This is a genomic window from Streptomyces sp. NBC_00212, from assembly GCF_045206365.1.
GTDB lineage: Bacteria > Actinomycetota > Actinomycetes > Streptomycetales > Streptomycetaceae > Streptomyces.
Genome location: NZ_CP108115.1, coordinates 2233779 through 2252913, shown reverse-complemented (window position 1 = coordinate 2252913; position 19135 = coordinate 2233779). Strand labels below are relative to the sequence as shown.

At 66.7% G+C, this 19135-nt stretch carries 6 protein-coding genes; all 6 read right to left on the bottom strand.

The window, feature by feature from the left end; all coding sequences use genetic code 11:
* Positions 1-653 precede the first annotated feature (653 nt).
* Genes OHA17_RS10240 through pglW form a run of 6 tightly spaced genes read right to left on the bottom strand, consistent with a single transcriptional unit; the run spans position 654 to position 18938 of the window.
* Positions 654-2786: a DEAD/DEAH box helicase gene (locus OHA17_RS10240; RefSeq protein WP_406506023.1), complete on the bottom strand. Its 2133-nt coding sequence runs from the start codon at positions 2784-2786 to the stop codon at positions 654-656.
* Positions 2783-4111, bottom strand: a complete 1329-nt coding sequence (gene brxD / locus OHA17_RS10235) for a BREX system ATP-binding protein BrxD (RefSeq protein ID WP_406506021.1) — start codon at positions 4109-4111, stop codon at positions 2783-2785. Before brxD ends, OHA17_RS10240 begins: the two co-directional genes overlap by 4 nt.
* Entirely contained in the window at positions 4108-6870 is a 2763-nt protein-coding gene (gene pglZ / locus OHA17_RS10230) for a BREX-2 system phosphatase PglZ (RefSeq protein WP_406506019.1), read from the bottom strand. The genes brxD and pglZ overlap by 4 nt, the downstream gene beginning before the upstream one ends.
* An 11-nt stretch (positions 6871-6881) precedes the next feature.
* A complete protein-coding gene (locus OHA17_RS10225; RefSeq protein ID WP_406506017.1) occupies positions 6882-10781 on the bottom strand; it encodes a PglY protein in 3900 nt (1299 codons plus the stop codon).
* Entirely contained in the window at positions 10774-14505 is a 3732-nt protein-coding gene (pglX, locus tag OHA17_RS10220; RefSeq protein ID WP_406506015.1) for a BREX-2 system adenine-specific DNA-methyltransferase PglX, read from the bottom strand. Before pglX ends, OHA17_RS10225 begins: the two co-directional genes overlap by 8 nt.
* Positions 14502-18938, bottom strand: a complete 4437-nt coding sequence (gene pglW / locus OHA17_RS10215) for a BREX system serine/threonine kinase PglW (RefSeq protein ID WP_406506013.1) — start codon at positions 18936-18938, stop codon at positions 14502-14504. Before pglW ends, pglX begins: the two co-directional genes overlap by 4 nt.
* Positions 18939-19135 lie beyond the last annotated feature (197 nt).

Genomic DNA, 19135 nt, shown 5'->3' with positions numbered 1-19135 from the left:
CGGCCATCCCTCTCTCCCGGCCGCTGGCTTCCCGTTTGACGATCCGGCCGCCCGACTCCGCAAGTTCTTCCAAGAGCTGCTCCGTGACAGTCTTCTCCTCTTGCGAGGGCCGGAGTCGGGGATCGGTGGGGGAGCTGGCGAGGCTACTGACTCGCTGGCCTTCTGCCCGTTGGAGACGGTCGCAGGCGGCGGTTCAGCTTTCTGGGCTGGAGCGCTGCCTCTGGCGCGAGGTTTATTGGGGGGGATAGCTGCCGTGGTCAGGAAGTGCTGGCTGGAGGTCGTGAGCCTCGCAGACCATTGCCCTTTCCTCTTGGATACTTGGACCAGTCTCCGGCTCTGCAGCACTTGGCAGCTGAGCTTGTGGGCGGTCCCTACCCATTCGTCTTCCGGCACCCCTGGCCAACCCAACGCAGGACCAGTAGTTGACGTTCATTTAGCTGTTGAGGCACGTGAATTCGCTTTTCAACTCTTAACCGGGCTGCACACGTTCGGCGGCCCGTCCTCCATCAGCGTCGTGCTGCCGAGAGCTTGTCCGGCGAGTTTGTGGTGGCCGAACTCGGTGGAGAGCCAAGCGCCGCGCCGACCTCGTCCAGATCTTCCCCACTGCGGATGTTCTCGAATGGCCTCACCGCCAGCGCTGCGTTTCGGGGCGCTCAATCGCCCGTGGACACGAACCGTGAAGGTTCTTTGAGCGCAGCCGATGCGCCATCGAGATCCGCGAGACGTGCGGCGAGCGTGGCCTCTGCGAGCCGCTGCGGCAGCGCGGCGCTGAACTTGAGCCCATGGAGAGCGCGAGTGTCCACTGAGGGGAGACAGAGCTGACCGATTGCCGAGGCCTTTGCCCGAGTCCACTCTTCCAAAGTCAAGTCTTCGCGAAGCCGGATGTACATGTCTGTAGGGCGCTGGAGCGGATCGGCAATGCCAGAGAGTGTGGCAGCCAGGGTGACGTTGGCTCGATAGCCGGCCCAGGTCCACCACCGCACGTTCGTGTCCCGACCACCACGGATAACAACTGTCCCGGCAGGGTGCACCGACTCCGCACTGCGGTCGCGAGCCTGGGCGAGGGCGGCTTCAGCCCGGCGGGTCAATACGACCGGTGGATCGGTGCCGAGCAGGACCTCCCGGGCGGAGCGGGTCAGCTCGTACGAGGCGGAACGGCCGGAACCGACTCCGTCCCACCGCGCCTTGCCACCGCCCTCAACCGGCTCGACGAAGCACCGCCGCCGGGACCAGTCGATGTATGTCACCTGCCAGCTCCGCCCGGCAAGGAGTAGCCGCCTGGGTCCGGCAACTTCCTCCGTCAGCAGTGCCGGGTTGGTGGTGCCGATCTCGTTGCGGCCCGCCAGCACGGTGAACTCTGGTGCGGCAGTGAAGACCGCGGTGAGATCCATGAAGTGCCGGTAACCGAAGCGGCGTTCGGCCTCAGGGCCGATGAACAGCATTCCGCCGTCCCGCTCCAGGAATCCCTCGTCGATCAGATGGCGCACGATGGGTTCGGCGGAGGGACCGAAGGGGCCGAGCCCGCCCCACCACTCCTGCCAGAGCCGGTCTCCGACCCGGTGTTCCTGCAGGCAGAGAGCTAGCACCTGCTGCGCGACGATATGCCGGGGTTCCGGTGGAGCCACCACCGGCTCGACCCAGCCACGTGACCACAGCAGAAGGAGGGCTGCTGCGCTCAGCAGCCCGTCCTCGTTCGTGGCAAGGAACAGGCAATTGCGAGTGGAACCCGAGCGTCGGCCGGTACGGCCGAGCCGCTGGAGGAAGGAGGCCACGGTGTTGGGTGCGTCAATCTGGATGACGCGATCCAAGTCGCCTACGTCGATGCCGAGTTCCAGTGTGCTGGTGGAGACGATCACACAGTCCCGTGCATCGGCAAATGCCTCTTCCGCCCGCCTCCGCTCATCCATGGAGAGAGACGCATGCGAGAGGAATGTGGTCACACCCTTGGCCCGCAGGCTCTCGCCGAGCATCTCGACCTGCCGACGCGATTCGCAGAACACGAGCCGTTTCTCCCCGCGGTGCAGGGCGGCGATCACCGTTGCTGCATTCTCCAGGGACCCCACGTAGTCGAGCTGAATGTCGCCGGGGGGCGGCAGGACCGGATTCCCCTCGCGCAGATGCGGGGCAACAACCTGAGCCGCGCGCTTGTCACGCCCCGAGCCCTGCAACCAGGTGAGCAGCTGTTCAGGATTTCCCACCGTCGCGGAGAGCCCCACCCGCTGTACTGACCGACCGACGACTCGTTCGAGCCGCTCGAGCACGGCCAGCAGATGCCACCCGCGGTCGTCACCGGCGAAGGCGTGCACCTCATCGACGACGATGGTTCGAAGCCCGGAGAAGAAGGACCGGTGGTCAACATTAGCGCTGACCAGCATTGCCTCCAGTGATTCTGGTGTAGTCAGCAGGATGTCCGGCCGATCCCGCAGGATTCGCTTGCGTCGTGGCTGCGAGACATCCCCGTGCCACAGCGCCGCGGTCCGGCCCAGCCATGAGGCGTAAGTCTCCAGACGGGGCAGGAGGTTGTTGAGCAGCGCCTTGAGGGGGCACACGTAGAGGACCGAGGTTCCCGTCCAGTTCTCCGCAGCCATCCTCGACAGCAGAGGGAAGGACGCCGCTTCGGTCTTGCCGCCCGCTGTCGGTGCGAGCAGCACTGCATCCGCACCGTCCAGAAGCGGTTCGATGGCCTCTTCTTGGAGCGGGCGAAGACCAGGCCACCCCAGGGTGTTGACGATGTGGTGTACGACTCCGGGGTGGAGCCGGTCCAGAGGTTCGGGCGCGCCTGTCACGGCAGCTCCAGCTCGATCTCATCGGCGCTGTCCGCCGCGGCGTTGCGCTCGACTTCGCTCAGCTCGTCGCTGCTGACGGTCAGTGCATAGTGCTTGCGCGGGTCGAAATCGTCAAACTCGTCCACCCGGTCCAACACGTCTGCGACGAGCTTGCGTAGGAAGAGCCTCGGTGCGATGCCGGCCCGCCCGCCGAGCCTTCCCGTCATGGCAGTGGCCAATTCCGCCACGTACGCATTGTCGACAAGGGCAGCGATGCGCTCGGGATTCCGGGCTGATCCTGCATACAAGTCGCGTACAGCACGGCCGAGTTCTCCCAGCCGCTGGAGATCGAAACCGGTAAGTCGCAGTTGCACCGCCCGCGGTGAGTCGAAGCGCGGATCGGTGGAGAAGTCGGTTGCCAGCCGCTGGGCGAGCGGAGGCAGGCGTTGAACCCCCTGCTGTCCGTCGTAGAAGGCAGGTGTGCCGGTGATGACCAGGAAGAGCCCGGGAAAGCGGCCCGCGTCGATTTCGTCAAGGAGCTGCCGCAGGGCGTTGAGCCCCTTCTCACGCACGTCTCCCCGCACCCGTTGCAAGGTCTCGATCTCATCGAGGACCAGCAGGAGTCCGGGATGCCCGCAGTCCTTCAGGACGGTGAGCAGTCCCTGCAGGAAGCCCAGCGCCGCGAAGTGGTCGAGATCTCCGCGTACCCCTGCAGTACGGCGTGCGGAGGCAGCGACCGACTTCTGACCGCCGAGCCAGGCGATGACGGCTTCAGCGGTAGCCGCGTCGCCGTCCAGTGTGGCTTTGCGGTAGCCGCGCAGTGCGGCGGAGAAGGCGGGAGTGGTCTGGGCGACGCCACGCAGCCTCTCCTCCAGCAGCGCCTCGACCGCGGACTCCAACGCCTGGCTGTCTTCAGCGAGTTCGGGTTGGGCCTCGGTCACTTCCTCTTCGAGGGTGTAGAACCATCCGTCGATCACCGAGCGCAGGGCGCTGGCAGGTTCGGTTGCCGTGGTCAGCCGTTCGGTGAGCCGTCGGTAGACGGTTTCCAGCTTGTGTAGCGGTGTCTCCGTCTCCGAGATCTGAATCTCGGCGGTGGCGAGCCCCGCACGCTTCGCCCGTTCGGAGAGCCAGCGGGCGAAGAAGGTCTTGCCGGACCCGTACTCGCCGCGAATGGCATGGAAGGCCGCACTGCCCGTCGCGATCGTGGCGATCCGCTCGTCCAGCGCGGGCGCGAAACGGTCCAGCCCGACAGCGAAGAGGTCGAGACCCGACTTCGGCACGGTCCCGCGCCGCAGAGCGTCGATGACCTCGCGGCGGCGGGCCGCGCTGACGGATGCGCCGCTCATGCGTTCTCCCTGGGCAGTTCGAACTGCTCGCGCAGTGTGTCGCGGTTGAGCCGGACCCGGGTCCGGGAGTCGATCAGGCTGATGACTTCGTAGCCCTCGATGTTCAGCAGCCGGGTCAGGACGGTGACGAAGCCTTCCGGGCGGGTGTTGGTGCGGCCCCCCGAAGCGACGGCGGCCCCAGCGACTGCTGCGAGTGAGAGCGTGCCGCCCGATGCGTCGAGTGCATCGATGACAGCGGCCACCACCTTGCGGTCGGGGACCCTGCGCACGAACTTCCCCTGATGTTCGTAGAGCTTGGTGTCGACGACCTGACGGCCGAGCGTGACCGGGGTCGGCTGCTCGATGGGTGCAGGCCTGGCCGGGGGAACCTCGACTGCGTCGTCGGCGAAGAGCTCACCCTCCTGTGGCCGCGCCTTCGGCTTGGAGGGCGGAGCCTTCCGCACAGGCTTAGCGGCGGCTTGGGTCTGCAGCGGTCCCGGGGCGGCCTTCGCTTCCCACCACAGCGGCTGGACGGACTCACGCGGCAGCTCAGCCCACCCGTCGGGTGCGAGGTCGATCGACGGAGTCAGGACCAGTACCGGCACTGTCATTTCGGCGAGTGCGGCGCCGCCGTGGTAGCCGGCCTTGCGTGGGGTGTAGTGGATCTCCTCCGACCAGGGGGCAATGACCCGACCACTGTTTTCCAGCACGCGAGGACCTGCCAGCGCGATCTCTCCCTCACCAGCAGCTGTCCCCGTACGCCAGCGGGCTGACTCCACACCCGCGGCGGTCACCGGCCCTTCGGCGGACCTTGTCCGGTCCAGTACATGTCCGTGATCGGATACCAGTACCACTGGACGCCCCTGCCCCCGCGCGGAGTTGAGCAGTTCGGTGAGGTACTTCACTCGGTTCACCGACCAGTCGGCCAGCGAGCTCTGCTGTCCGTGGTCGAGGCTCTCATCGATGGTGTTCAGCACGACACCGACCACGGCATCCGATGCGACGGCCTCGACCAGCCGCTGGTCGAGCAACTGCCCCGCAGGACCGGCGATCTCGCTCTTGTGGAAGAGAGCGGCCGCGCGCCGGCGCTGCTTCCAGAAATCGACGAATCCCTCCTTCTCCACACTCTGCCCGCCCGATACCGGGCGTCCGCACAGCAAGGTGGCCCGGCTGACAACAGTCACCGACGGGATCATGGCGACCGCAGCCGCCCGTCGCCCGTCGCCGGACAGTTCGCTCCACCGGCCTGTACCGGTCAACTCTTCGCCGAGCTGCGCTGCGACCGCGCTGCTCATCCCGTCCAGTACGAGCACAAGCGGTGGTCGCTTCGCCGCCAGCTTCACGGCGATTCTCTGCAGCACATCTTCGATGAGCAGCGTCCCACCGGGCTGCGCTGCACTGGCGTGCTGCGCCCACGGCCCGAGCTCGGCTGCGAATGCTTCGTCGAGTGTCGCCCGTCGCCGCCGTGCCGCGTCGTGCACAGTGCGGTACGCATCAACAAGAACGGGCTCGGCGTCGGCGTCGCCCACCCACAACTGCGCCAGTGCCCGGTCCACCCACCCCCAGTCGGCGACATGCGCGTGCACAGCCTGGTCGACCGAAGACACCACCGGCTCCGGCGAGTCCAGCCAGTGCTTCAGCCGTACGGCCATGCGCGCCAGTTCGATCCGCTTCGTATAGAGCACAGAGGCAAGGTGATGCTCTTGTACGTGTTCCCAGGCCGTCTGCGCTGCTTGAGGCTCCCCGGCCAGCGCCTCGGCCAGCCGGCGCAGCCGTGCCTGGAATCCTGAGGGGAGAAAGGGATTGTCGGCGAGCGCAGCGGAGAGATGGGCTTCCGCAGCCAGTTGGTCGGCCTGGAGGAGTACGTCGAGAACCCGCTGCCGTGTCTCCTCGCTCTGCGCCCCCCTCCCTGTCGCCTCACCGATCCATCGGGTGAGCGTGCCCTCCACGGCCCTTGCGTAGGCGCGCAGTTCGGGCGGGCGTGAACCCATGCCGAAGACGGAGCCCAGAGCCACGGCCGCATCGGCCGACGCTGCGTCCCCGTTCATGACCGAGGCCAGCACACCCAGCGCGGTGGCCTCGGTGCCACGGCCGCTGAGCGCGAGTCGCAGGAGGACGGGGGCAGCCTCGCCCGCGTTCTGCGCCAGCCACTCGGCGATGCCCTGCTGTTCGGCTTCCGGCAACGCCGCGAAACGCTGCGGCCCGCCGGGCGTGCGGGACCAGGCCAGCAGCGCATCGACATCCACCGACGCCTCGCCCTCGAAGACGCCCTCGGGCCCGAGCCGCACTCCGACGAGGGCGCGCATCGCCGCGTCCAGGGTGAGCACGGCCCCACGCTGGGGCCAGCCGCCATCCGGCTCGGCGATGATCAGCGCACCGGGCAGCCAGAGCCATGGGTCGCGCCGCATACGAGGGTCGAGGTCTGCGGCGCCGAAGAGCTGCTTGACGATGTCGGCCTCATCGACGGCGATGATCTGCGAGCGCACCATCTCGCCCACCAGGTCGAGACTGATCCGATCACCGGACACGTCGGTGGTGACCACCAGCAGATCCGAACCCTCGGTATTCAGATGAGCCTGCCATGCATCGGTGATGCCGAGCACCGAGGTGGTGTGCGTGACCCGGACCTTGCGACGCTCACCTTCGCCGACCGGCACGGTGAACTCCTGCGGCCCGCCCACCACGTACTTACCGTGGACCAGCACCAGCCGTCGGCCCTTGGTGTGGGCCAGCCGTGTGGTCAGAAGTCCGGTGATGACCCGCTGGTCGAGTTCGGGCACCGTGGCTCCCATCAGCCCTCGCCGCCGTGCGCCTGTACGTCATTGCCCTGGTCGGCGTGGGGTACCTGCCACTGGATTTCGATCTCGGCGCCGGGGTGCGAGGCCGCGTAGTCGCGGATCTCGTCCTGTATCGCATTGAGGGCCTGACTGAGCGCGGCCTCCAGCGCACTGGTGGACCCCGCCGAGACCCGGCGCGTACGGCGAGGGGCAACCGGAGGGACCGGGGTGCTGGGCGGCGGCTTCGGCTGATCGGACAGCTCGACGTCCTCGGCGACCGTCTCGGAAGGTGGAAATACCACCACCGGCTCCGCAGGCGGAGGCGGCGTGGGCGCGACGGGCGCCACGACGCTGCGGCGCGCTGCCTCGTTGATCATCGATACGGCCTGACCGCGCGCACTGCGCAGCACCGGGGCGAGCTCGGTGTCGAACTCGTCGGCTGCCGCTGTCTCCGCGATTTCGTCGAGCAAGAGCCTGGACCGGTCGGCGAGATCATCCCCGCGCTCGGTGTACTGCCGAAGACTCTCGATGAGGTCCCAGTCGGTGCTCTCCAGAGCATCCAGCACGCGCTGCGCCGAAGACATGGTCTTGGCCAGCACGACATCGGTGCTCGCATACGTTGCCGCCGCAAGGTCGCGGGTAAGCGGAGTCGGCTCCGGATTCTGCTTGATCCGGGCCAGCAGGTCGGCCGCGTCGCGCACCGACTGCTCGCGCGTGCTGAGGGCCTCGCCACTGATACCGAGGGCGGTTCTGAACCGAGTCAGCGCCCGTCGCAATCCGTTGACAGCAGGCTCTCGCTCCGCCGCCTTCGCGTGAACGTCAGCGGCGAGTGCGTTGACGTTCCGGGCGAACAGCATCTGCGGGACACTCGTGCCGAACAGCGCCGCGGCCCGGGTGTGTGCCGCCGTGAACTCGTCCTCGCTGGGGCGCTCCTGGGCCCGCAGCGCCCAGCCGGGGCCGATCTGGTCCAACGAGGGGGCCTCTTCCGCCTGCCCGTTGTAGATCCAGGAGCGGTCCGAGAGGAGTGCGTAAGTGGCGATCACCAGGTTGGAGACCAGCTTGTCGAGGCCCGTCCAGCCGAGCTCGGCGATCCAGACACGGATGTCCTCGACCGGGAAGTCGCCCTTGGCCCCGCGCTTGCCCGCCTGCTGGTCGATGTGGCGGCGCCAGTCCGTGGAGACGTTCAGCGGTCCGTCGTGCACCTCACCCAGCTCCAGCGCATGCACGATCCGCGCCACGTCCGTGATGTCACCGCTGTCGACCACGACCCGGCGCGAGCCATCATCCATGGCCTTGGCGATCCAGCCGTACGCCTTCTTGAACTTCGCGGCAGTGACCGGCTTGCGGCTCTCCTGACGATCGAAGTTCGGGTGCTTGGGATACAGCGTGTCCAGCAACCCATCGGCGAGCTTCAGCAGGTTGTACTCGAAGACGCCGCCGCCCTGGAGCTGCGGAGTGTGCCCGGCGTACAACGAGTGGACGTGCTTGCCCTCGGTAACCTGGGCGCCGAGGTCGGTCTCGTTGGCCTTGGCGATTCCGTATGCCTGGTGCAGCACCTGGCCCAGCTGCGAAACGAGCGTCTCGCGCTGCGCCTCCAACTGATGCCTGACCCGCACTTGGTCGTCGGACGACAGGTGGGTCGCGAAGTCCTTCAACCGGTCCCTGCCGAGCAGGTAGTTGATCTTCAGCAGCCGGCCGAGCTGGGTGCCTCGCTGGCCGGAGAGGAAGGACGGCAGCCAGACAATGGTCGCCGTGTCGGGCTTCTCTCGTTGCAGGCGGAGGACGCGGTTCTCGTCGGCGCTGGGTCGGCCGTTTTCTTTTTCATCGAAGGGGTAGTCGATGACGAACCGAATCCGGTCCGGCGAGGATGGCTCGAACTGCGCGTCGGGGAGGATCTGGGTATCGCTCACGTTTTCGAAGATGAACTCGGCCATGCGCCGCGTACCGTGCCAGACGATCTCGCGATCGGCGACGAAGCCACCATTGTCGACGACACCCAGCTCGCGCCACAGCCACTCCTGCACCCACCGCTTGCGGGCGCCGTGCGTGTCTTTCTCACCGACACTGTCCAGGATCGGCTCCACGTCCAGATCGGACAGATGCAGTGTGAAGACCGGGTCCGCGTCGTTGCCGTCGCTGCGCAGCTCACCAGGGAACTCCGCCTGGAGCTCCTGCATCCGCTTCACCACGATCCGGTCCTCCTGTCCAGTGCGGGAGCGGATCGAACCGTGGTTCAGCGCGGCGAGGCGCGGCCCGGTGAGGCGGGTGAGGGCGGGCACCTCGGGGGCGAGGTAGGCGAGCAGCATCGTCTTGATGAAGCGGTCGTCGGCCTTGTACTTGGCATCATCCGCCGAACCGTACTTCTGGAGGAGATGGTCCTTGACCTTGCCGTGGAAGCGAGTTGCCGCATCGGCCTCGCTGCGCAGCCGGTCGGTGAACGCCTCGCCCATTCCCTCAGCCAGTACGTCCCACAGGTCGCCCAGCGGGATCAGCTCGCCGACCTTCATGTCCTCGCGCCGCTTGTAGAGCATCTGCTGGAGCAGCTTGAGACCGGTGCGCTCGCGCTGGAGCGCACCGGAGAGTGCGACCAGAACATTGAGGAGGACGGGCGAGACCGGGTACAGCGCCTTGAAGTCGGCCCAGTCCGCGTGGGTGGCGCCGTTGGCGTCGAGCAGCACATCCCGTACGGACTGGTTGGACGTCTCGACCCGGGCGAAGGCGGCTTCGAGCGCGGCCTTGGCGGTGTCGTCCTTCGGCTTGAGGACCCGCTCCTTGATGATCTCCGGGAGGTTGCGGTCCTCCAGGCTGATCGGGTCGATACGGCCAGCCAGGTACTTGACCTGCTGCTCCAGGTTCTTGGCATCAGCGCCGACCGCATCCGAGCCGATCAGCTCGGATAGGTCGCGCTGGCGGGAGATGAACGAGATGACCGGCAGGGAGCGGCCACCCGTACCGGACTCGATCAGCTTGACGAGCTTGTTCACTTCGTCATTGACGAAGGTCCGCTCCCGCAGATGCGCCTGGAGCCAGAGGATCAGCTCGTCGAGGAAGAGGATCAGCCCGTCGTAGCCAAGGGATTTGGCGTGCTGGCTGATGATGTCGAGACCGTTTTCCAGCGGCAGGAAGGCGTTCTTCGCACCGATCGCACTGAGGGAGTACGAGGAGTACGGGCCGGAAATCAGCGCGGATGCCAGCCAGTTGCGGACCTTCTCTCCGGGGGTGGCGTCGAAGGCGTCGTTGAGGAGCGCCGGGGTCCAGACCTCCGGAGCCTCCTTGACGTCGAGGTCCACCAGGTCGCCCTCGTCATCGGCGGCATCCTGCGAGGCGGTGTTCGTCTCCTTCGGCAGCGAGGGGTTGCCGAGCCAGCGGACGAACTCTGTGTCATCGGAGAAGAACTCCCGCTGGCGGCGTGCATCTTCGAACATTGCATCTGCCCGGTAGACAGGCGGCACGGGCTCGCCCGGGTGCAAGCGCTGGACCGTGCGGACGTATCCACCGAGGATCGCCGAGTCGAGGTCCGTCGCACCGACCAAGTGGAACGGAACCATCAGGAACTTCCGGTCCCGCAGCCACGCGTCATGGTCCGCGATGATCGGCTGGAGCGTTGGCTTGGTGCGGGCGGCAGGGTCGTTGGAGAGGATCGCGTGCAGCACGGTCATGAAATGGCTCTTACCGGAGCCGAACGATCCGTGCAGGTACGCCGCGTCGGACGACCCCGCTCGTACGGACGCCTCAACGATCTTGAGCGCCTTGCGGAGGGACTGCTCCAGCTGCGGGGTGACCACGTACTCGCGTACTCGGTCGGCGGTCGCGTCGAAGCCGCCGGACAGTTCGACCTTGAAGGAGCCGGCGAGCACGGACTCGGGCAGGTCGAGTACGTCCCGGAGGTAGAGGTCGCCGTTGCCGCTACTCATCGTCTTCCGCCGCCTTCTGCTTGGCCGTCTTTGCCGTTGTCATTGCCTTGCGTGCACGGGTCTTCTTCGCCGGGCGCCATTCGGTGAGGGCTGCCGGGGTGAGCTGTTCGCGCGCCAACTCGCCGTCCAGGAAGCTCTGGAACTCCTCTGCGGCGGACTCCTCGCCCCACTCGTCGTCCACCTCGCCAAACCACTGCTTCAGCCACGGCATCAGCTCGTTGATCCCGGCGAGCAGCGGTACGAGCTGTTCGCCTGACCAGTCCTGCTGCTTGCGGCGCTCGCTGACGATGTTCAGCAGCGCGGTGGCCTGATCGCGCTGATCCCACCCGGCCCAGCCGAGGAGAAGGGTCGGGTCGGAGCCAGGACTCGCGTCCGGGTAGGAGACGAACCGCTCCTTGGGCACGTCCAGCTTCCCGCGGTTCGACCAGAAGGACTGCTTCAGGAAGTCCGCGGAGGTGTATTTCGGCGGTACGGGGATGTTGAGCCGTTCGCCGGTCCGGTCCTCCTCGCGCTGCTGCGCCCAGACGTCTTCCCACTGCGCGCGCTTGCGCAGGCCGGTGTCCTTGTAGCGGTACGCGGCGAGGTACGGGACGTGCTCGGCGTCGACCACGTCCTGGAGGACCTGGGTGAGGGTGAGGTTGGGCTTGCCGAGGTGGGCGGCGTAGAGGGAGGCGGTGTTGAGGATCGCCTTGGCGTCTGCCCGCTTCTCAAGCTCGTCGGCGAGCTGGCCGACGGTGAGGGTGCGGGGCTGCTCGAAGTCGTTGAGGACGTGGAACCAGAGGGACTTGTCCTCGCACCGGTCGAGCAACCAGGTACGAAGGGCGGCCTTCTCCCGCTTCTCCCAGGGGTCGGTGGCCCAGCGCCGCTTGCACTCGGGACGCTCGATGAGGGCGAGGTCGCGGCGGGAGGCGATGGTGTCGATGCGGGCCTGGACGATGTCCTGGTACCAGTCGGGCCAGTGGGAGGGGATCTCGGTGACGGGGGTGGACCCGTGGCGGTCGAACCAGGCGGTCTCGATCTCGCCGGCGGCCTGCTTGCGCGCGAGAACGATCTCGAACGCCCGCTCCCCGAGCTTCACTTGGGGGATGGTGGTGGGTGCGGGGGAGGGGGCGGTGAGGCGGGCTTTCTCGACGTCGGTGAGCAGTCCGTAGGAGTGGTAGACCTCCCAGTCCAACTCCTCTTGTAGCGCGATCATGCGCTGGCGGGTATGGGTCCAGGTGCCGTGGGCTGTAGCGAGACGGGCGTGGGTGGGAGGCGCATCAGCGGTGCAGACGGCAGAGGGCTCGTAGGTGGCGAGTTCCTGGGCGAGGGTGTCGAGGCTATGGCCGAGTCGGAGGGGAAGTTGGGCGGGGAGGGGGAACTCTTTGAGTTTGGTCCCTGTGAATTCGTAGCGCTCAATCCAGGGCTCTGGGCTCCAGCGGTTACCGCCGCCACTCGAATTATCGGTTCCGCCCTTTGGCTGGCTGACTTGCTTGAGCCAAAAACACGCGGATGATGAATTTAGGATTCCCAAGAGCGCGATCGGGTTACCAGATTCTTTCCCTTTGCGGAACTGAACTACTGGCGCATGTTGATTGTGCAGCAGGGATTTATCGCTGAGGGAGAAATGATTGTGCGTTGCTACGCAAGAGAACGTGATTAGCGAGTCATTGAATTCGGCGCTGCTGGACAACATGGCGTACTCATTCCATGCCATGTCCCGCTCCTCGCGCGTTTTGCCGAAGACCAGGCCGTTCTGCAGTTCAGTTCTGCACGGCCAGTATGCTGGGGATGCGCGCAAGTGGTCTGCCTCGATGTGATCGGTGTACGGCCACAATGCATATCGAGTGGAAGTCGACCAGTCGCGAACGTTGTCTCCAGCGGCGATCATTTTGAACGGTGCGGATGTCGTTGCCCATTGAGGGGTTGGTCGATTCGCCATGAACGCATCATTGTTTCCAAGGATTGCGTGAATTTTGACTGAGATTCCCTCCTGGGAGTCCAGTGGTTGGGTGCCAAGAACCAGAACCGACATGAGGTTGCTCGCGCCGCCACCTGAAAGGCTCCACGGGTAAGGGGCGAAACTTCGGCGATCGGCGTCTACTGCGCTGATCCATTCGGACTCACTGCCAGGTTTGTTAACTTGCTTGGTAATCGCCGACCAAACGCGCCCATTTTCGGCAACCTCAGGCTGCGTTGGCTCACCCCGTACTCCCAGCACCGCCCGAATGGGCTCGTCGGGTCTCGGTACGTAGTTTCGACCCACCAAAATAACCGTCGGTGTTCCATGTCCAGGGATATAAGCCCCCGACGTATCAATGATGTGCGTCAGGTGGACCTTCAGACGGAAGAAGACTTCGATCAGATTCTTGCCGAACTCTCGTTTCATGAAGGAGTTCGCCGTGATCTGTCCGACGTACCCCGCATCCCGTGCAGACCCAGACGTCCGCACCGCCAGCTGGAAAAGCCGCTCAGCGAATGGCACTGACAGTGCATACTTGCCCGAGCAGGACTCGTACACCCGGTAGTTGAGGTTCTCCTGCTTGTCTTTGACCGTGATGTACGGCGGGTTGCCCACGACCACGTGGTACGTGTCGCGCGTCATCAGGTCGCAACGCTCCGCGTACTTGTCGATGTCCTCGGGCCGATAGAAGAAGGTCTCCAGGGATTCCCCTGACAGGGAGAACATGGTCTCCGACTCCCGCTTGGGTGCACCGCGACCGTGGATCAGGGAATCACCCACTGCCACGTTGATCGGAAACCCGGGAGCTGTATCAAGCCGTCTGGCACCTGCAGCCTTGAGCGCAGCGATCAACAGACGGAACCGGGCGATCGACACTGCGAAGGGATTCTTGTCGCAGCCGTGCACCGCGTCCAGCGCCCGCCGGATCAGCGTCCAGTCATCCGCGTTCTTGTCCTCATCCCGCCACTTCGCCAACAGCCGCTCGAAGAGCCCCAGTAGGAAGTGACCCGAACCACACGCCGGGTCGATCGTCCGCAATCCCGCTGGGAGTTCCCGGTAGATTCCGTGCTCGCGAATCTTGACGACCGGCTCCAGGCCGAACTCCTCCACCGCCGGCTCCAGCGTCAGGTCGAGAATGAACTCCTCCACGAACACCGGAGTCTGGAGCAGCGCATACGTCTTCCGGGCGTGCTCGCTCAGATCCTGGTACAGGTCACCCAAGAAGCGTGTATCCAAGTCCCCGTCCACGAACGAATGGACAAGCTCACCGTCGGAATCGACCCGCCGCCAGAACTTCAGCAGCGCCGTCGCTGCCTCGTACGAAGGAGTGATCTCCCACAAGGGGTTGTGCGCGCGGTCGAAAAGACCCGCCACCGTCGGGTTGGTCCCTGCCAAGTGGTCGAACGCCGCGACGATCCAGTCGCGGTCGTTCTTCTCCGGGTTCGCCGCGAAGAACGCCGCGTCGTGGTCCTCCGCGTCCTTCAGACGCTCACCAACACCCGCCAACCACGGGCGCTCAATCAGCCCGTTGTCCTCGCAGAACCGCACGAACACGCAACCGAGCACCCACGCCGCCGCGACCTGCGTGACCCGCTCATCGCGCCACGACTCGTACGTCGCCGCCGTACGGTCCGCCGCATAGGCCCGCGTGTACTCGTTCGTGAGCCGGTCCCGGTACTCCTCCACCGACTCGCTCCGCGCCCGCAGATCCTCCTCCAGGAGCGTGACCTGCTTGCGGAGGTCCTTCAGCAGACCGTCCTGACCACCATTGCGCGCGCTCACAGTCCCAAACCCTCTCGATGTGCAGCCAAGTTCTTGAGGAAGTCCTCGGTCAGTACCACGCGTTCCGCGTCGCCACCGGTTACCTCCACCGTGCGCCCGTCCAACTGCGGTCCCCCCTGCGGGTTGTGCGACGGCGTGAGCAGCCACAGCCCATGTGGTGGGCCACCCGGCTTGCGGGCCTCATGTTGCAGTCCCACCAGCAGTTCGTGCCCGCCCGCCTCGTAGTAGTGGGCGAGCAGCCCTGCGGTGTGAACGAACAGCACCGCCCCGGGCTCTAGAGAGGCTGCCTTCTCCAGCCGTGCCGCGACCCTCGGCCACACCCGGACCACGAACGACCGTAGCCCGCCCGGAAGTTCACTGTTCCTTGTGTACCGAGTGTCCGCACCCAGCACCTTCGACCAGTCCGTGCCGTGCTCGCCCGCCAGCGCCCGGAACTCCTCCAGGAAGACCCGCGCCAGGTTGACCGGAACCACCGGGAACGCCTCCGCGACCGCGTCCGCAACTGAGCCGACCTCGCCCCGCAGCCGCTTGACGTGCACGTTCAGCGCGAGGAAACCGCCCTCCCGTATCGCGGAGTTGAGCTTCGCGGCGAGCAGCGCCGAGGGCTCGCGCCCCCCGGCAGCTCCCGCCACAAGTACGCGAGAGGCTCTGGTCACCGTGCCAGTCGAGGTGGGCCAGCTGCTGCCGCCCACCGCTGACACCGGCACCGGAGGCTTGAAGCGCGCCTCCGCTGTCTCGTACGTCAGCGGGAACCCGGCCTTCTTCAGCGCGTCCTCGACCTCGACGTACGTGGGCCTGCCCATCACCATCTCGGGGAAGCGGGAGCGCAGCCGGGAGAGGAGGCCTTCCAAACTGATGCCTACCTCGCGCCGTACTCCCGCCGCCGCCTGTGAGATCTGCAGCGCCCGCCACAACTCCAACGTGCGCGGATACAGCTCAAGCCGGGGCGAGGCAGCCGCGCCCAAGGAAGTTGCTGCGGCTAGCGTTACGAGCCGGGCGTCCGGCAGCGGGTCCATGCCCTCCGGCGTGCGCACCGCCCGCAGGTCGCGGAGCGCACCGGCCCGGCCCGGCAGGGGGTCTGCGGTGGCGATCTTCTCCGCTGCTTCGCCCAGCTCTATGGCGTACGCGGCGAGCTCATCGGACGTCGGGTCGTCGGAGCCGTCCAGCGACTCCAGGGCCACGATCAGCCGCCCCCGTCGCCGCATCTGCGCGAGCCGGGGCTCATGGTCCTCGTCGCGCCCGGTGAGGAGAGTCTCGGCGGCGACAGCGGCTCGTACAACTGCGAGCGCGGCCCCCTCCGTGCCCTCCGTGGACTCGCTCTCGGAGCCATGGCTCGCAGCCAGTACCCGTGCCAGCTCGCGAGCGGTCATCACGCGGCCCGCGTCCCGGACGGCGTCCACCAGCTCGCCACACAGGACGTTCATCCAACCCGCGTCGGCCCACTCCGTGATCGCTGCGCTGAGGTGCTTCGAGACGGTGAACTCGGAGACCTTCACCGTCTCCGCGACCTGGCGGTTGGTGGGCCAGGAACCCAACTCCGCCTTGCCGTCGAGCCCGAGCCAGGCCGCGACGACCTGTGGGCGCTTGTTGTCCTTGCGCCCCGGTGGCACCGGGTTGAGGAGCTCGGCCAAGTGCTCTACGTCCTGACGGGCTTCAAGCTCGGCCCCGAGCTTGTCGTCCGCCGGCACAGGCACCACGAGGCGTACCGGAACCGCTGCCGCCTTGGGCTTCTTGGGACGGAGCGCAGCCGTCCACTGGCGGTGCCGCCTGTTGAGTTCCTTCTTGACCACCGCGCCGATACCGCGCTTACCGCGGAAGCGAGCCGAGGGAACGTCCAGCAGCTCGCCGACCGTCACCGCTCCGAGCTCCTCGGCCACCGCGGCCGCCCGCTCGGTCAGCCCCGCGTCCCTCAGCGTCGTGCCGAGCTTCGCCTTCTCCGCGTACAGGTCCCGAATGTCATCGTCGGAGAGGCCCTCCTGCCGGCCCGCGCCGCCCAGCAGCGAGACCGGGTCTGATACGGGCGGCGGCTGGGTGCGGTCGGCCTCCGTGAAGATGGATCGCCAGGCGTCCCTCATCTGCCGCAGTGACTCGAACCGGCGGTTTGCTTCACGGTGCAGCGCCCGCTCGAAGAACTTCTCGAGTCCTGGCCGCAGGACGGTCACGAAGGAGTCCGTCGCGAGGACGGGGAGGTCGTCCTTGAGGGCCGTCTGCGGGTCGTCCGTGCCATTGCCCCACATGGGGCGCTCGGCGGCGGCCATCTCGTGGAGAACGACCGCGGCGGCGTACCGCTCCGCATAGTCGTCGTAGATGGGGCGCCGGGCATCCCCGAGGAAGGGATCCAGATAGCCGCGCGTGCCCGCCTTGATGTCGCGGTCGGAGACATTGGCCAAGGAGAAGTCGAACAGCATCAACTGCTGCTCGTCGTCGTCCCGGACCTTGATCCCGAGGTTGTCGGGCTTGAGGTCGCGGTGGCGCAGGCCCTTGGCCGCGAGGTCGTCCAGGGCGGTGAACAGGTCCTCGCCGAACGACGCCAGTTCCTCGTAGCCCAGCTGACCGAGGCTGGCCAGCCGTTGACCGAGAGTCTCAGGACCGGCGTACTCCAGGGCGAGGACGGTCCGGCCGCCGATCGTTCGCGGGCCTTCGTGAAGCTTGACGATGCGGCCGCTGCTGATCTGCTGGAGAGCCACCGCCTCCGAGGCCAGACGTTCGTTCTTCTCCGCGTCCAGCGCGACCTTGAGGACCCGTTCCTCCTCCACGCGGCGACCGCGCTCGTCCTCGGTGACGCGCGTCACGTACAGCGCCCGAGCTGTCGCGCCCGAACCGAGTACCCGCTCGACGGTCCAGTCCCCGTCGACAGCCTGGCCGGGGGTGGCGGTGAGCGGGTCTGCCTCTACGGCGACGGCCTGTGCGGAGCTGGCCTGTTCGGCATCGTCGAGCTGCCTGAGGAAGGCGTCGGCGGAGTCGAGGCGATCGTCCACGGACGCTCGGGTCGCGGCGTACACCAGCTCGTCGAGACCGGCATCCATGGCGTCGCTGACCGCGTACAGGTGGAGTCCGCCGTCGGCTGCGAGTCGCGCCTTGAGGGCAGTACGGGTCTCGGCGGGCGGCATCCCGGTCAGGATGTGGTGCGCCACGGCTCCGAGACCGAAGACGTCGAGATCTACCGGGTCCGGATAGTCGGCGTCGGTCTCGGGCGCGAGGTAGCACTGGGCGGCGTCCTCGATGTGCTCCCCGGTGAAGGAGCTTTCGCCCAGCGAGCGCAGTGAGGTGGTGTCGAAGTCGCGGGCCGACGCTTGCCAGTCGATGATCCGAAGGACGGGGTCGCTGCCGTTCTCCCGGGCGCTGACGTAGACCGAACGGGCTGCGAGCGCACGGTGGTAGAGCGAGCGGCGGTGGGCGTAGCGTACGGCCTCGGCGAGCTGGCGCACCATGTCGCGGCGTACGGCTTCCGACAGCTTCGGGCCGTGAACAGCAAGGTAGTTGTCCAGCCGTAGATCGCTCTCCCGGTGGCGGAAGAGGATCGCCGGGCCGCCCTGGTGCTGGCGGAACGCAACAGCCTGGGAGATACCGCGGTGCGCGATGCCCTGGAGTACCTGGTACTCGCGCTCGGCGGCGCGGGTGGCGGAGCGCCGCCTCTCCTCGCTCGCCTGCTGCTCCACGAGATAGACCCGGACCCGGCCCTCCTCGTGGATCATCTCTTTGCGCGTGGCGAGCCGGTCCTCCCAGGTGGGCCCGGCGTCCAGGGGGCGCGAGGAGAGCCTCCAGCCGTCGCCGAAGTCGAGGTGGGCGGTGGATGCACGCACCCCGATCTTCTTCATCAGCTCGGGCAGATGCCGTGCGAAGTCGTCTTCCTTGATCCGCCAGCTCTCTCGCTCCGGCGGCAGGCTGAGGAAGTCGTCCCATATACCCGAAAGGCCGCTCCGGACGCCGTCACGCCCGTACACATGCGTGCGCTGCACCGTGTCCAACTCGCTCTGGAGCAGAGGGTCGGACAGGAACACGACGGGGTCGATCCGGGGAATGCGCACACTCGGATAGAGCTCGCGGGCCGCTTCCTGGAGGCGCGATTTCAGCTCTTTCGACTTCAGGTCGGTGAGGTGTAGAGGATTGCGGATCGTACGGACCCGGCCGTCGGGGGCATGGAAGCTCCAGGTGTCCCCGCTGTTGACGACGCGGCCGGGGTGCCCCTTCAGCTCGACCAGATAGAGGCCACGGGGTGTGGCGATGAACAGGTCGCACTCGTTGATGCGGCCGCTCATCGCGGTGAAGGAGAACGTTGCCCAGGCATAGTGCGGAGCCGTGGCCGGCATCCGCTGCTTGATGTAGTCGAGGGCAGCCTGCTCCCAGGGGAAGGGAGACGGCCGCGTCTGGTACCAGCGCTTCGGCTGGTGCTGGCCGGGCTTGGGGGTCGCCTGACCTCCTTCTGCCGCCACCGCCGTTCACCGCACCTTTCCGCTACCGGACTCGCCTGTCGCCGACGTGGTCCGTGCCGGTGGTGATGGTATGGGGCGAATCGCGGCTTTTTGAAATCGTCAGACCGCTGATCCGGACATCTTGCCAGGTGGGAGGCGGTATTGCAGGAGGCCGGGAGAAAACCGGCGACGGGTGTGGGAAGTAGGGGAATGCGGTT

What these genes read in the sequence shown, in the direction of transcription:
- brxD (WP_406506021.1), bottom strand. Translation starts at nt 4,111, where the DNA reads ATGAGCGGCGCATCCGTCAGCGCGGCCCGCCGCCGCGAGGTCATCGAC.
- OHA17_RS10225 (WP_406506017.1), bottom strand. Translation starts at nt 10,781, where the DNA reads ATGAGTAGCGGCAACGGCGACCTCTACCTCCGGGACGTACTCGACCTG.